The sequence below is a fragment of the Otoolea muris genome (assembly GCF_943193115.1).
GTDB lineage: Bacteria > Bacillota > Clostridia > Lachnospirales > Lachnospiraceae > Otoolea > Otoolea muris.
In genome coordinates, this window is sequence record NZ_CALPCY010000036.1 from 37,286 (window position 1) to 51,624 (window position 14,339).

Annotated in this window: 9 protein-coding genes; 4 read left to right on the top strand and 5 right to left on the bottom strand. The window is 55.8% G+C overall.

The features are described from left to right. The first annotated feature begins 14 nt into the window (after window positions 1-14). Both NFS31_RS18300 and NFS31_RS18305 read left to right on the top strand, forming a co-directional pair. Window positions 15-1,838, top strand: coding sequence for a sensor histidine kinase (locus tag NFS31_RS18300; RefSeq protein WP_251498308.1), 1,824 nt, complete (start codon window positions 15-17; stop codon window positions 1,836-1,838). Then, complete coding sequence (locus NFS31_RS18305) at window positions 1,835-3,478, top strand: response regulator transcription factor (protein WP_251498313.1); 1,644 nt, start codon at window positions 1,835-1,837, stop codon at window positions 3,476-3,478. The genes NFS31_RS18300 and NFS31_RS18305 overlap by 4 nt, the downstream gene beginning before the upstream one ends. A gap of 108 nt (window positions 3,479-3,586) precedes the next feature. Here NFS31_RS18305 and NFS31_RS18310 read toward each other — a convergent pair whose 3' ends face one another. From NFS31_RS18310 to NFS31_RS18325, 4 genes are read right to left on the bottom strand one after another with little or no spacing between them, the layout of a single operon-like run. Then, window positions 3,587-5,593 (bottom strand): beta-galactosidase, encoded by a 2,007-nt coding sequence (locus NFS31_RS18310; RefSeq protein WP_251498316.1) that lies wholly within the window; start codon window positions 5,591-5,593, stop codon window positions 3,587-3,589. 4 nt (window positions 5,594-5,597) lie between these two features. Further along, window positions 5,598-7,340 (bottom strand): type 2 periplasmic-binding domain-containing protein, encoded by a 1,743-nt coding sequence (locus NFS31_RS18315; protein WP_251498319.1) that lies wholly within the window; start codon window positions 7,338-7,340, stop codon window positions 5,598-5,600. 35 nt (window positions 7,341-7,375) lie between these two features. Continuing rightward, window positions 7,376-8,293, bottom strand: a complete 918-nt coding sequence (locus tag NFS31_RS18320) for a carbohydrate ABC transporter permease (RefSeq protein ID WP_251498322.1) — start codon at window positions 8,291-8,293, stop codon at window positions 7,376-7,378. A gap of 12 nt (window positions 8,294-8,305) precedes the next feature. Beyond that, entirely contained in the window at window positions 8,306-9,247 is a 942-nt protein-coding gene (locus tag NFS31_RS18325; RefSeq protein ID WP_251498325.1) for an ABC transporter permease, read from the bottom strand. A 389-nt stretch (window positions 9,248-9,636) separates the two neighbouring features. Here NFS31_RS18325 and NFS31_RS18330 point away from each other — a divergent pair, with 389 nt between their 5' ends. Together NFS31_RS18330 and NFS31_RS18335 are read left to right on the top strand one after the other, a co-directional pair. Beyond that, window positions 9,637-10,296, top strand: coding sequence for a YesL family protein (locus NFS31_RS18330; protein WP_251498329.1), 660 nt, complete (start codon window positions 9,637-9,639; stop codon window positions 10,294-10,296). A 27-nt stretch (window positions 10,297-10,323) separates the two neighbouring features. Further along, the gene (locus tag NFS31_RS18335) at window positions 10,324-12,765 is read left to right on the top strand and encodes a glycoside hydrolase family 94 protein (RefSeq protein WP_251498332.1); all 2,442 of its coding nucleotides are present in this window, start codon (window positions 10,324-10,326) and stop codon (window positions 12,763-12,765) included. A 258-nt stretch (window positions 12,766-13,023) separates the two neighbouring features. Here NFS31_RS18335 and NFS31_RS18340 read toward each other — a convergent pair whose 3' ends face one another. Beyond that, window positions 13,024-14,208 (bottom strand): glucosyltransferase domain-containing protein, encoded by a 1,185-nt coding sequence (locus NFS31_RS18340; protein ID WP_331482755.1) that lies wholly within the window; start codon window positions 14,206-14,208, stop codon window positions 13,024-13,026. Between the last annotated feature and the right edge of the window lie 131 nt (window positions 14,209-14,339).

The following is a 14,339-nucleotide window of genomic DNA, read 5'->3' on the forward strand; positions in this document are numbered from 1 at the left end:
ACGGAGGCGCCCCAATGACATTCTACACCCTTTACCAGCGCTTTTTCGCAAAAGACAGCGTCCGGCGGCAGCTCGTTAAGCTCTTTCTCACCACTGTCATGATCCCCTTCCTTCTGATCGGGAGCCTTATATCCGGCCTGGCCCTGCGCCAGATGCTAAAGAGCTATGAAGAACTCGCCGCATCCCGGGCCATGCAGGTTCGTTCCATGATGCTGACAACCTCTATCCACATGTACTCGGTCTGCAGCAGCATCCTCACAAGTGAATCCCTCCAGCGCTTTTTGTGTACGGATCCCGCGCTCTTAGACCTCGATCAGGAGATGCTCATCCAGTCGCGCTTTCTCTCCTCGCTGGCGGAGGACACGGCATTTTTAAGCGGGCTTACGATCTATCTCCCCCGGGATATCATCGATCGCCTGCCCCACAGCCCCTATTTTTCGCCCGTCACGGAAGAGACAGAGACAGCCTCCTGGTATCAGGAGGCCAGCGTGAACGCGGGGCTGTTCTGCCACAGCGGCGTCCGCACCGGGCAGGGCGGCGTACCCTATCACGAGCTGCACTACTATTGCCGCATCCCCCTGCCCCGGATGCAGACCTTTGCCGTCATGGAGGCGTCCATTTCCAACGATTACCTGCGCAACCTGGCGATCCGGGATACGTACGGAATCTATATGTCCGTCAACGGCGAGCCTGTCTTTTTCAGCTCGGACCGGAGCTGGCCCGGCAATCCGCCGCCTCTTGACCTCACGGACAGCGCCCGGGCGTCGCGGAGCGGATTATTCCGCATTGCAGGGAAGCTGGCCGTGGCTTCCATCCAGGCCCTGACGCCCTACCGGACCGACGACCGGATCCATATCCTGGTCGTGGATCCCCTGGCGGTTCCCCGCATCCTGCGCCTTGGACTGGCCTTTTTCCTGACCGTGCTGGCATCGTTATCCGCTTCGGCCCTGATCCTGTTTTTCTATGCCCGCTACTTCAGCGAGCGGATCACCGCCCTGCGGGACGCCATGTCGCGCGCCAGCCAGAACCACTATCAGATCGCCAGCGACATCCCCGGGGACGATGAGCTGACCGCGGCCTTTCAGGATCTGAAAATCATGGTGGAAAAGCTCAGGCAAGCGGAGGCGCGCATATACCAGACCCAGCTAAACGAGCAGTTTCTCTCCAATCAGCAGCAGCAGATGGAGCTTAAGCTTCTGGCCAGCCAGATCAACCCCCATTTCCTGTACAATACCCTGGAGACGATCCGCATGAAGGCTTTTTCCCAGGGAAACAGGGAGGTCGCCAACGCCATCCGGCTTCTGGGCAAATCCATGCGCTATGTGCTGGGAAGCACCCGCGCGGCGCTGGAGACGCTGGACCGCGAGCTGGATTACATAAACACCTGGCTTTCCATCCAGAAGATGCGCTTTGGAGAGCGAATCAACTATGATATCCGCGTCGATGAGCGTATTGAACCGCAGAACTGCCGGATCCTTCCGCTGCTCATACAGCCCCTTGTGGAGAATGCCATCACGCACGGCATCGAGCCCACCGGGGAAAACGGACGCCTGATCCTGCATATTGAACGCCCGGCTGCCGGGCGCGGCGATATCCTGCGGATCTCCATCTTTGACAATGGGGCCGGCATGGATCGCGAAACGCTTTCAGAGGTACTAACGCAGATGGAATCGCCCGGACGGCGCGACGGGCACGGCATAGGGCTTTACAATATCAACAACCGCATCCGGCTGTTTTACAAGACTGACCGCGGCCTCACCATCAAAAGCCGCCCGGGCCTTGGGACGCTTGTAAGCCTGACGATCCCCTATTTTACCGCAACGGAGGAAGATGTATGAATATACGCAATGTACTGATCGCCGACGACGAGCCGATTGTGCTGGAAGGGCTTACCTATATCGTGGACTGGAATGAGCTCGGCTTTACCGTCTGCGCGACGGCCTCAAACGGCCAGGAAACGCTGGACAAAATCTTTTCCATGCACATTGATCTCGTCCTCCTCGATATCCGTATGCCGAAAAAGAATGGGATTGAGGTGGTCGAAGAGGCGGTCAGCCGCGGCTTTGTCGGAAAATTCATTATCTTAAGCGGCGTTTCGGATTTCAAGCTCGCGCAGGCCGCTATGCGCTACGGCGTGGATTTTTATTTAACCAAGCCGATCGATGAGGAGGAGCTCGCGCAGGCCGTCGCCTCTGTCCGCAGCCTGATTGAGAAGGAAGCCCGCGCCAGCCTTTCCCTGAACCGGTACCGCGAAAAGGCGAAGGAGGGAATCCTGCGGGAGATCCTGTTAAACCGCTGCGACTACGACGCCCTGGATTTAAATGATCTGAACCTAAACGCCAGCGTCTACCAGGTGGTATCCTATGAAAACTACAATCCGTCCTCGTTTTACCAGCCCTGGAACTTCGCGGATCTGATGCGGGTGACGAATCAGGACAACACCACCTTTGATATCCTCGAGCTGGAGCGCCGGCGGATCGTCCTCTTAAAGGGCGGCTTTGCCATCTCTAAATTTGAAAATCTCCTGCGCCATTATGCGCAGGGCCCGCAGAGGGGATCGCCCTTTGACTCCATCTTCCTCGCCTACGGGAGGCGAGTGCTTAAGGTACAGGAGATCTTCCGCTCCTACGAGGATGTGAAGCAGCTTTCCAGACGCCGTTTTTTCTGCCAGGAAAACCAGCATGTGATGGGCTATACCGAGCTCTCCTCCCCGCAGAGCCAAACGCCGCTTTCCCCGGAGCTGTCCGCCTCGTACGCCAGACGCCTGGCCAATTATATCCAGTCCCACAACCCGAGCCTGATTGCGGATACCATCGGGGAGCTCTCCGCCTTCCTCTCCGGCCGGGACGATGACATTACCTCCATTAAGCATTTCCTTGTGGACATCTATATCGGCGTCCGGCAGGCCCTGATACAGCGCTACCCCAACGAGGATATCCCCTTTTTGGCCAATTCCTCCGCCATCCAGCTTATTGAGGGGAAATACTATCTGTACGAGATCATCGGCTTCCTGTCCGGGCAGGCGGAGCTTTGGACCCGCTGCGTGGGCCAGCCGACCGGGGAAAATGTGATCGACGAAGTGCTTTATTATATCTACCACAATTATCAGGAAAACCTAAAGCTTGAGGAAATCGCGCCCCTGTTCGGCTATAACAGCTCTTATCTGGGCAAAATCTTTAACCGCAAAACGGGGATGAGCTTTAATTCCTTTGTGGATCAGGTCCGTATCGACGAATCCAAACGCCTGCTGTCGGACGAGAGCCTGAAGGTCTATGAGATTGCAAAACAGATTGGCTATAAGAATGTGGACTATTTCCACAAAAAGTTTAAGAAATACACCGGAACCAGCCCGGCGGAATACCGCAAGCAGACCGCCGGGGAGAGGAAGCAGGGCGAACCTGAAAATCCCCCCCAGACTGTCCGAAAACTAACAATTGATGTGACTCTATCCCATTTTCATTACAGTTTTCGGCATTAAAGTGGGAGATGTATTGGCAATTTATGCCTGTTTTCTCATTGTTAGTGGGAGAAAATTTTCCATCCTTTGAGTTTTCGGACAGTCTCCCCCGATGATTTTTTAGCCTGCTTATACGATGCGTTCCAGTATCATAACGCCCTTTGCGGGAAGCGCCGCGCTGTCCCCGGCCTCATACCGCGCCCCGCCAAGGAGGTCGCGGCACGGCGCGGAAAGCGGCTGCAGGGCCGGCGTCTCATTGTGGTTTAAGACGAACAGGAAGGTTCCGTTCTCATTTTCCCGCTCCGTAACCTCCACGCCCTCCACGGGCGGGAGAGCCGGGGCCGCGCCGCACTGTTTACATACATCGGAAAGCCAGTGCCGGTAAAATTCAGGGCCGGAGCAGGCCCCCATGTAAAACGCCTGCCCCGCGCCAAAGCGGTTGACGGTCAGCACAGGCATCCCGGCGTAAAAATCCTCTTCATACGCGCTCAGCGCCTGCGCGCCCTCCGGATGGCTTAAATCGCACAAAAGCCTTGCGGGATACCTTTTTCCCTTATAGGTAAAATGGTTCTCCCGTCCCTCCGGCAGGGCGTCCGACTCCTCGACCCAGATCCCCAGGATGTCCCGCAGACGCCCCGGATAGCCGCCGGTCACAATCAAATCATTCTCATCCGCCATCCCGGAAAAGCATGTGGCCGCAAAGCAGCCCCCATCGCTCACAAACTGCCGGATCTTTTCGTCCAGGCCGGGCTTTACCATATAGAGCATGGGCGCAATCACCAGCCTGTATTCAGAAAACCTGTCCTGCGGCCCGATCACATCCACGCCGATATTTTCCTCATAAAGCGCCTGATAGTAGAGAAAAAACTCCTCCAGATAATCCAGGTCCTTACTGGGGCCCGCGCTGCCGTCAATGGCCCACCAGTTGTCCCAGTCAAAATACAGGGCCGCGTCCGCCTTTGTCCTGGCCCCCAGCGTCCTGCCTCCCAGGCGCTTTAATTCCTCTCCCAGGACCGCTGTCTCCCGGTATACCCTCGTATTCCCGTTTCCCACATGGTCAATCACCGCGCCGTGCAGCTTCTCACATGCTCCCACGCTGCGCTTCATCTGGAAAAAGAGGATGGAATCCGCGCCGTGGGCCGCCGCCTGGTAGCTCCACAACCGCATCACGCCCGGGCGCTTCAGCGCATTGTACGGAAGCCAGTTCGCCACGCTCGGCGTCTGCTCCATCAGGAGGAAGGGCTTCCCGCCCCCGACTCCGCGCATCAGGTCATGAGCCATGGCAATTTTAGCCGGCGGATCCTCATTTTCCGGGTAATTGTCCCAGGACACGATGTCCATAAAGCGGCCCCATTTCCCGTAATCCAGCTCTTTATAAAAGCCCATCAGGTTCGTCGTCACCGGGATATCCGGGGTAAACGCCTTTACCGCCTCATACTCCATCTGAAAGCATGCCAGCATGCTGTCCGAGTTAAAGCGTTTATAGTCCAGCGCGATCCCCTGGAACATATTCCGCTCATTGTCAAGATACTCGCTTAAAAGGTTCGGAACCACTATCTCGTCCCAGTCATAGAACGTATGCCCCCAGAACGCAGTATCCCACGCGCGGTTCAGCGCGTCAAGCGTTCCGTATTTTTTCCGCAGCCACGCCCGGAACGCCTGCTCGCAGTTTTCGCAGTAGCACGTCCCGCCAAACTCATTGGAGATATGCCAGGCGGCCAGGTTTTCATAGCCGCCGTACCGCCTGGCCAGCTCCCCGGCCAGGCGGGGGGCATAGAGGCGGTAGGACGGGCTGTTGGGGCAGGAATTGTGGCGTCCCCCGAATTTTCTCCTCATGCCGTTAAATTCCGTTCTCAGGATATCCGGATGGCGCTTTGCCATCCACGCCGGGTGCGCCCCGGTGGAGGTGGCGAGGATGACGCGGAACCCATTTTTTCTCACCAGATCCATGATCCGGTCAAGGCGCGCAAAGTCATACGTCTCCTCCGAGGGCTGCAGCGAGGCCCAGCTAAATACATTCAGAGTCAGGGTATCGATCCCGGCCCCCTTTAAGAGATCCAGATCCCCCTGCCACGTCTCCTCCGGCCACTGCTCCGGATTGTAATCGCCCCCGTACCAGATTTTATTGCCATTCATTTCTCTATTCTCCATACAGATCGACGATCCTCCGGCGTCCGGCCGTCTGATCCTCCGCGTTCTTCATATCTACCGCCAGCACCTCGTCATAGCCCAGGCCCCTGGCCGTTGTCTGCATTGTATCCAAAATGGACTCAAACTGCGCGTCGTCCGCGGCAAACACCATCTTCCACGAGTTATCCACGATCGCGGTCTTGCACTGGCCGCGTATGGTTGTGATATTTGAGTCCTCCTCCGGCGTGGTGTAATTCGCGCCGGGCGCGACCAGAAGCTTTCCGTTTTCGCGAAGATACCCCATGCTCGTGTCAGAGCCCATGTGGCGGCTCCAGTCCCTCTCCAGCTCGGTCATGTCCTCCTGTATCACGGACTTCCAGCACAGGACATAGTACGGCTCCCCGGTCTCCGGATCCGGATCAACGAGGTTCACGGACTTGAAATTCAGGGCCGAAACGCCGTCCTTCCAGTTTCCGCCTCCGTATTCCTCCGGCACGTCCATCGAATTCATGGGAAGCGCCTTGCGGCCGAAATCAGTGCGCACCGGCTTTCCGTTCTCATCCGTCTCCCAGGTCAGGCCCTTGATTCCGGCCGCCCCGTTTGCCTGCCCGTTCAGCCGGATCCCCTCCGGCGAGTACAGCCAGTCAATAAAATCGGCCAGGCGCTCCGGATCCTCCGCCTTGGCGCCGATCCCGATCACCTGCTTGGCGTCTCCCTCCGGATAATTGCCAAAGGAAAGAATCCGCATATCCTCAACGGGCGCCAGCATAAAGCCCTTTCCCTGCGCCTTGTTCTCCGCCGTGTTAAACAGATTCTGGCCCACCCACGGCCACGGGCAGTAAAGGGCCTTGCCGCTCGTATATTTCGCGGACCATGTGTCATAATTCTGGGTCGTCGAATCCGGATCCACCAGCCCCATCTCATTCGCCCTGTGCAGGAAGCGCAGGGCCTTTACATACATCGAATCATCGTCGATGATGCTCTGGTACTCGCTCCCGTCCGCCTTTGAGAGGATAAAGCCCAGCTCGTCGTACCCGTACATGCAGGCAAACTGCTTTGCGCTGTTCATCATATTGTCGTCCCAGTCCTTGAAAAGGGAGATGGCATAGATGTCATTTGCGCCCTCCTTTTCCCTGGCCAGATCCTGCATATCCTTAAGAACCTCCAGGAAACCGTCCAGGGATTCGATCGTGGGATACCCCAGCTCTGCATAGTAGTCCCAGCGGATATAAGGGCCAAAGGTCGGCTCCAGCCCCTCCGAGGGCTCTGTGGGCGGCTCCAGGGACACGGAGTTCGGAAGTACCCAGATCCCTTCCTGCTCAACCAGCCCGTTCGTGGCCCGCACCGCATCCCCGTATGTGTCCATCACATATTTGCCCTCCAGCAGGGGCGCGCAGTCCAGCAGAAGCCCCGCATCCACCAGATCCGCCAGCTTGCCGTTCTGGGGGTTTATCAGGATCAGATCCCCCAGATCCCCGGCCGCGGACCGCGTCTGGTACAGCGTCTGGCCGCCTCCGGCCACGTTGGGCGCGATAATGTTCAGTTCCATATTGAACTTTTCCTTCACCACCTGCGCAAACCAGCCGCTCTGGACGCCCTGGTAATTCGCCGCCTCGTCATATACATCCACTGTGATAAAGTTTGTATAAGATCCGTCCGCGTTCCGCTCTCTGGGATCCGCCTTTTCCCCGCAGCCGGAAATCGCCGCGGCCGTTATAGCCGCCAGCCCGGCCGCGATCCATCTCTTTTTCATAAAACACTCTCCTCCTTTTTGGTTCCTGCCTGCAGTCAGCCCTTCACCGAACCAATCATGATTCCCTTTACAAAAAACCGCTGAAACATCGGGTAAATGCACAGGATCGGAAGCACGACCACAACCGATACCGTCATCTGGATCGAGGTTCCCGTCTGCTGTGTCATAAGCGCTGTCCCGCTCATAGCCGCCCCGCCGCTGTTGCGCACCATGGCCGCCAGGGAGCTTGCCTGGTTGATGTATGTATAGAGCAGGTACTGGAGCGAATAAAGCTTCTGATCAATGATGTAAAGCAGCGTATCCTGATAATTGTTCCACTGGCTCACCGCGGCAAAGATCGCCACTGTCGCCAGGATCGGCGTGCAGGTCGGAAGGATGACCTTCCAGAAGACTGTGAAAATACCCGCCCCGTCGATCTCCGCCGCCTCCTGCAGGGCCTTTGGCAGAGACTCCACATAGGTCTTGACCAGGATAATATTAAAAGGCTGCACCACGGTCGGAATGACGTACACCCAGAACGTATTCAAAAGATGCAGATTTTTCATGGTGATGAACATCGGGATCAGACCCGCGTTAAAATACATGGTAATGACCACAAAGCGGTACCAGAACTTGCGCCCCCACATCCGCTCCTGTGTAAACATAAAGCCCAGGAACGCGGAAACCAGCACGGCCAGCACGGTTCCGATAACGGTCTTTCCGACCGACACCAGCGCCGCCGGGCCCAGGCCGCGAAGCTGCGCCAGGGCCTTATAGTTTTCCAGATGGATCCCCCTGGGGATAAAACGGATTGCGCCGGCCGCGCTCAAATCATTGGCGCTTATGGTGTTGATGACCATATAATAGAACGGATAAATGCACAAAAGCGTAAAAATGCCGAATATCAGATAATTGGCTATGTTAAACGCCGCGTCTACAGCGCCTGTCTTTTTTCTCTTTAAACTGCTGCTCATATCCTTACCTCGCTAAATAATCGATTCGCCACGCGTCTTTTTTGAGATCACATTCATCGCCGACAGCAGGGCCACGCTGACAATACTCTTTAACATGCTGATGGCCGTGGCCAGCGAATAGCTGCTGCCCATGCCGATATTGTACACATACAGATCCAGCACCTGGATATGTTCCTTATTAAAGGAATTCTGGAATACAAAGTATTGATCCAGCCCGTTATTTAAGAAATTCGATACCGCCATCATCAGCATGATGAAAAACGTCGGCAAAAGGGCCGGCAGCGTGATATGGCGGATCTGGTCAAAGCGGTTCGCCCCGTCGATGGAGGCCGCCTCATACATCTCCTGATCAATGCCTGCTATGGAGGCCAGATAGATGATCGCGCCCCAGCCCAGCGTCTTCCAGATATTCCACATCAGCATCCACAGCCAGGTATGGGCATCGCTGTCCAGAAACTTCACCGGCTCGGTCACAATGCCCATATTCATCAGAAAGACATTCACGATCCCGGTGGATGAAAACAGGTTAAACGCGACTGAGAACACCAGAACCCAGCTTATGAAGTTCGGAAGCGTCGTAAAGGTCTGCACAAAGGACCGGAATTTTTTGCTCTTAATCTCATTTAAGAGAATGGCAAAGCCCAGCGGCAGGATGGAGGTGAGAAGCCCCAGAAAGCTCATCGCAAAGGTGTTCTTAAGCACCTGGATAAGCTGCGCCACCTGCGTCTTGTTGGTGAACAGCATCTTAAACCACTGGAGTCCCACAAATTCACAGCTCGCCAGGCTTCGCGGCGGCTTGTAGTCAAAGAACGAATAGATCCACCCGTGAAGCGGAAAGTAGGAAAACAGGAGCACCATGATAATGAATGGGAGCACCCACAGAAAATACCGGAAGCCGCTGCTCCCGGATTTTCTCCTGGCAGTCCCCGATTCAGCAGTCTTTGTTTTTAACATTTCCTTAAAACCCCCTTTTTTTATATGTACGCCCGGAATCTCACAACGTCGGGCGCAGCGGGATTCCGGGAGTACATTAACTGCTCTTTGTGATTTCATTCTAGCATCGGGGCGTTCGGGAAAATACCGGAAAAATCCCGCCTCTTTTCCGGCAAAAAATCTTCTTTTTGCCATTATAACAGGAAATGTCCATTTTATAATGTATTTTTTAGCGTTTTTTTGCGGTAGCTCTTTTGATTTATTGTGGATATAGTAGATTTAGTGTAACAGTCAGACGTAACCGCGCGCCTACTGTGCTGAACGTACAATTATACAAAAGCACGCGCGCGGGGACTCCGGGAGCAGAATGTACTTTCGGAATGTACTCCCGGAATATAAAGGAGGCTTTTATGTTTAAAGAGCGCATGTTTCACAATCCCGTCATGGATTTTATCAATACACTCTGCAATCTGGCGGCGCTGAACGCCGTATTCCTCATCACCTGCCTTCCGGTTATCACCATCGGCCCGGCGCTCGCCGCCCTCTACGCGGTCGCGATGCGGGAGGCGCGGGGGGAATACGGCTACCTCGCGCGCCCCTATCTGAGGAAATTCCGTGAAAATCTCCGGCCCGGGATCCCGGCGTTTCTGATTCTGGCCGCCCTGGGAGCGTTCCTTTTATTCGGTCTCGTCTTCTGGCTGTCCATCGGCACGCCCCTGGCCCTGGCGGGCGCAGGGCTTCTGGCCGGCGCGCTGATCCTCTGGTTCCTGACCGTAAGCTATGCGTTCCCGCTCATCGCCCGCTTTGAAAATACCACCGCACGGACGCTCAAAAACGCCCTGCGCCTGGCTCTTGGAAATAAATGGCCCACGCTGGCCCTTCTGGCAGCGGACGCCTTTGTCCTGTCCCTCTGCCTGTATCTGCCGTTCATGAAGCTGTTTATGGCCTTTGCCGGCTTCTCCTGCGCCGCGTTCGGCCAGGCATATATTTTCAACCGGGTATTTCAGCCCTATGAAAAGACCGAAGAAAACGGCGGCGCGGCCCGCCCAGAGATAAACATTCAGAGATAAACTTTTAAACAATTATGGAGGTTTTATATGAAATACGGATATTTTGACGACGCTGCCAGGGAATATGTCATCACTTCCCCAGACACGCCTCTGCCCTGGATCAATTACCTGGGCAATGAAGACTTTTTCTCACTGATCTCAAATACCTGCGGCGGCTACAGCTTCTACCGGGACGCCAAGCTCCTGCGCCTGACGCGCTACCGCTATAACAACGTGCCGGCGGACACGAACGGCAGGTATTATTTTATCCGCCATATGGGTGAAATTTGGACGCCGGGGTGGCAGCCCTGCAAGACAAAGACCGACTCCTACGAGTGCCGGCACGGCCTGGGCTACAGCCGCTTTTGTTCTTCCAAAAACGGGATATCCGCCGCGCTGACCGCGTTTGTCCCTCTGCATGAGCCCTGCGAGGTCAACCGGCTCGTCCTCACCAACGAGACAGAACAGGAGCAGAGCCTGGAGCTTTTCTCCTATGTGGAATTCTGTTTCTGGAACGCGGTGGACGACGCCTCGAATTTCCAGCGTAATTTAAGCCTTGGCGAAGTCGAGGTGTGCGGCTCTGCGATATACCACAAGACGGAATACCGCGAGCGGCGCAGTCATTTCGCCTATTATGCGGTCAATGATGAGATCCAGGGCTTTGACACCAGCCGCGACGCCTTCCTGGGCGTGTACGGAAGCATTGAGCGGCCCGCCGCGGTTCTTAAGGGAACGCCGGGGAACTCCATGGCCAGCGGCGGCGCTGTCATCGGCTCCCATTATCTGAACATCACGCTTGCGCCCGGCCAGTCAAAAAGCCTGATCTTTCTGCTCGGCTACTGTGAAAACCCGCGGGATGACAAGTGGGAGGCGCCCGGCATCATAAATAAGAAGCGGGCCCTGGCGGCCATGGAGCGCTTTTCAACCGATTCCCAGGCGGAGCAGGCCCTTTCAGAGCTGAAACGCTACTGGGACGGCCTTCTGTCCCGTTTCTGCCTGGAGAGCGGCGACGAACGCTTAAACCGCATGGTCAATATCTGGCACCAGTATCAGTGCATGGTGACCTTCAACATGTCGCGCTCTGCCTCCTACTACGAGTCAGGAACCGGGCGCGGGATGGGCTTCCGCGATTCCTGCCAGGATCTGCTGGGCTTTGTCCACCTGATCCCTGACCGGGCCAGGCAGCGCATCCTGGACATCGCCGCCACCCAGTTTGAGGACGGCAGCGCCTACCATCAGTATCAGCCCCTGACCAAACAGGGGAATTCCGACATCGGGAGCGGCTTTAATGACGATCCCCTGTGGCTCATTGCCGGGACGGCCGCCTATATTAAGGAGACGGGCGATCTGTCGATCCTGGACGAAATGGTGGATTTTGATAACCGTCCAGAGCTGGCCCGTCCGCTGCTCGTTCATTTAACGCGCTCCTTTGACTATACCATGAGCCATCTCGGCCCCCACGGCCTGCCCCTGATCGGCCGCGCCGACTGGAACGACTGCCTGAACCTAAACTGCTTTTCCGAAGAGCCCGGCGAATCCTTCCAGACCTTCGGCCCTTCGGAGGGCCCGGTGGCGGAGTCTGTCTTCATTGCCGCCATGTTTGTCAGATACGGGCGGGAGTATGCGCGGATCAATCAGCTTGTGGGACAGAGTGCGGAAGCAGCGCGGGCGCTGTCCTGTGTGGATCAGATCGAGCAGGCCGTATTAAGGCACGGCTGGGACGGCAGGTGGTTCCTGCGCGCCTATGACGCGGCGGGCGCGCCGGTCGGCTCCCATACCTGTAAGGAAGGCCAGATCTACATCGAACCGCAGGGCTTCTGCGTCCTGGCCGGCATCGGCATACAGGGGGGCCTGGCAAAGCAGGCGCTCGACTCCGTAAAAGAACGGCTGGACACGGAATACGGCATTGTACTGCAGCAGCCGGCCTATCAGGAATATTACGTAAATCTGGGCGAGATCTCCTCCTATCCGCCCGGATATAAGGAAAACGCAGGCATCTTCTGCCACAATAATCCCTGGGTCTCCATTGCGGAAACCTGCATCGGACGCGGAAACCGGGCCTTTTTAATCTACAGGAGAACCGCCCCCGCCTACATAGAGGATATCAGCCACATCCACCGCACGGAGCCGTATGTTTACTCCCAGATGATCGCCGGAAGGGACGCCCCGCGCCACGGCGAGGCAAAGAATAGCTGGCTGACCGGCACGGCGGCCTGGGCTTTTGTGAATGTCTCGCAGTACATCCTCGGCATCCGGCCCGAATTTGACGGGCTGCGCATCGATCCGTGCATTCCCGCGGAGCTTGAGGAGTTTACCGTAACGCGCAGCTACCGGGGGGCCGTATATTCCATCCATGTGACGAACCCCGGGCATGTGGAAAAGGGCATCGCAGCGATCACCCTGGACGGCGTTCCTGTTTCATCCCCTGTGCTGCGGCCGGAGGGCGGGGGAAAGCGGTATCGGGTGGAGGTTGTGATAGGCGATAGATGAGTCTGGAATATGGGCCGCCGGGCCGTGAAGCTCTGAGCGGCGCATAACCCGTTTGGGCCCGGTTATTGTTATTTAAAATAGGCTCTGAAGCCCGGAGTTTTGTCATTGGGCGTGAAACTGACGAAAAGACATAAATCCCGCAGCCCTTATACCGCTATGGCATAAGAACTGCGGGATTCCTTATAACGGTTGTTTTATGCTGAACCGCCATGGCCGTCCAGCCTCCGGCTCCGCAGATTCCTATGAGAAAAGGTCGTTTTATTCGGCATCATCCGATAATTTCACGACTATCATCTGCAGCTCCTCATTATATCTGCATGAGCCCTCCAGAGGCCATACAGGCATGGCCTTTGCATCCTCCATTCCCTGTTCAAACTGTTCAATGGACGGCTCTGCCGTTTTCATTCCCGTACTGCACATCATACGCGCAATCCGCCCCGTGCCGTCCACATGGCCGCTGTCGATCTCAAAAAATGAAATACCGGTTGCATGGTTGGGCTCGATATAGCATCCCGGAAACTCCGGACGCCGTTTCCCCGCAAATACGATCGGAACCCAATCCCCATTCCCGATACCATACTCTGACAGCACTTCCTGTTTTTTCATATAAATTTCATGCGCAAACCGCACATCCGCCTCAGCCGTTGCATGGACAAGCTCAGCGTACCTGTTTGAAATGCTGATCTGGCTGCACAGCATGATTCCGCTTAAAGCCACGGCCGCCCACTTTAAAAAATGCTTCTGCGGAAACCGTTCTGACAAAAGCACAGGGATCAGCCCCACCGTTGCGGCGAACACCGCCGGATACACCAGGCATGCCCGGATCACCACCAAATTTCCCAGCACGGCGGACAGTAAAAACGGCGAGCCGACAAAAATCAGAACCCCAAGGATCAGCAGCGGGTACTGTTTTTTCCCCGTCTTTTTTCCCTGCGCGATTGCAAGAGCCATAAACGCAGGCGTCATAAATATATAATACCGGCTGAACACCAGAACCCTGGCAAGGGCAACATCCCTTACATCGCGTACGATACCTGATATGCACTCCCACACCGGGGCGTTCCCCCATCTCATATAGGTATCTGACAGGGGCGTGGCGCCGATCTGTCCGAAATACTGCCACACCAGAACCCTGGAAAGTATGCTGTAGAGCGCAAAACCGGCCAGAAAGGCCAGAACGATCCGCAGGCACATATCAAAATATCGCTCTCTCGCCTCCCCCAGAAGATAAAACACAATAAACAGCAGCGCGCTGACCGCTATAAAATATGGGACGAGAACCTGGTATGTGGCAAAGCTCCACACCATGCAGGCTTCTGCAGCCGCCAGTACCCCCCCCCAGACTGTCCGAAAACCCTGATCTTCGTAAGCGTCAAATAAGAACGTGTAGTGAAATATATGGCGTTCTCCTGTAAAATCAGGGTTAGAGTTTTTAGGGGGCACTCCAAAAACTCTAAATCCAGATAAAGGAGAATACCTATGGACATTTCCACTTTGACTCCGGATAAACAGGTAAAACTTCAATACTGGCTGGATGTGATCCGGCAATGCAGAGCCTCCGGCCTGACGAATCA

Bases quoted from the DNA above. Each gene is read 5' to 3' on its own strand.
- NFS31_RS18320 (WP_251498322.1), bottom strand. From the start codon at position 8,293: ATGAGCAGCAGTTTAAAGAGAAAAAAGACAGGCGCTGTAGACGCGGCG.
- NFS31_RS18325 (WP_251498325.1), bottom strand. From the start codon at position 9,247: ATGTTAAAAACAAAGACTGCTGAATCGGGGACTGCCAGGAGAAAATCC.
- NFS31_RS18330 (WP_251498329.1), top strand. From the start codon at position 9,637: ATGTTTAAAGAGCGCATGTTTCACAATCCCGTCATGGATTTTATCAAT.
- NFS31_RS18305 (WP_251498313.1), top strand. From the start codon at position 1,835: ATGAATATACGCAATGTACTGATCGCCGACGACGAGCCGATTGTGCTG.
- NFS31_RS18315 (WP_251498319.1), bottom strand. From the start codon at position 7,340: ATGAAAAAGAGATGGATCGCGGCCGGGCTGGCGGCTATAACGGCCGCG.
- NFS31_RS18310 (WP_251498316.1), bottom strand. From the start codon at position 5,593: ATGAATGGCAATAAAATCTGGTACGGGGGCGATTACAATCCGGAGCAG.
- NFS31_RS18300 (WP_251498308.1), top strand. From the start codon at position 15: ATGACATTCTACACCCTTTACCAGCGCTTTTTCGCAAAAGACAGCGTC.
- NFS31_RS18335 (WP_251498332.1), top strand. From the start codon at position 10,324: ATGAAATACGGATATTTTGACGACGCTGCCAGGGAATATGTCATCACT.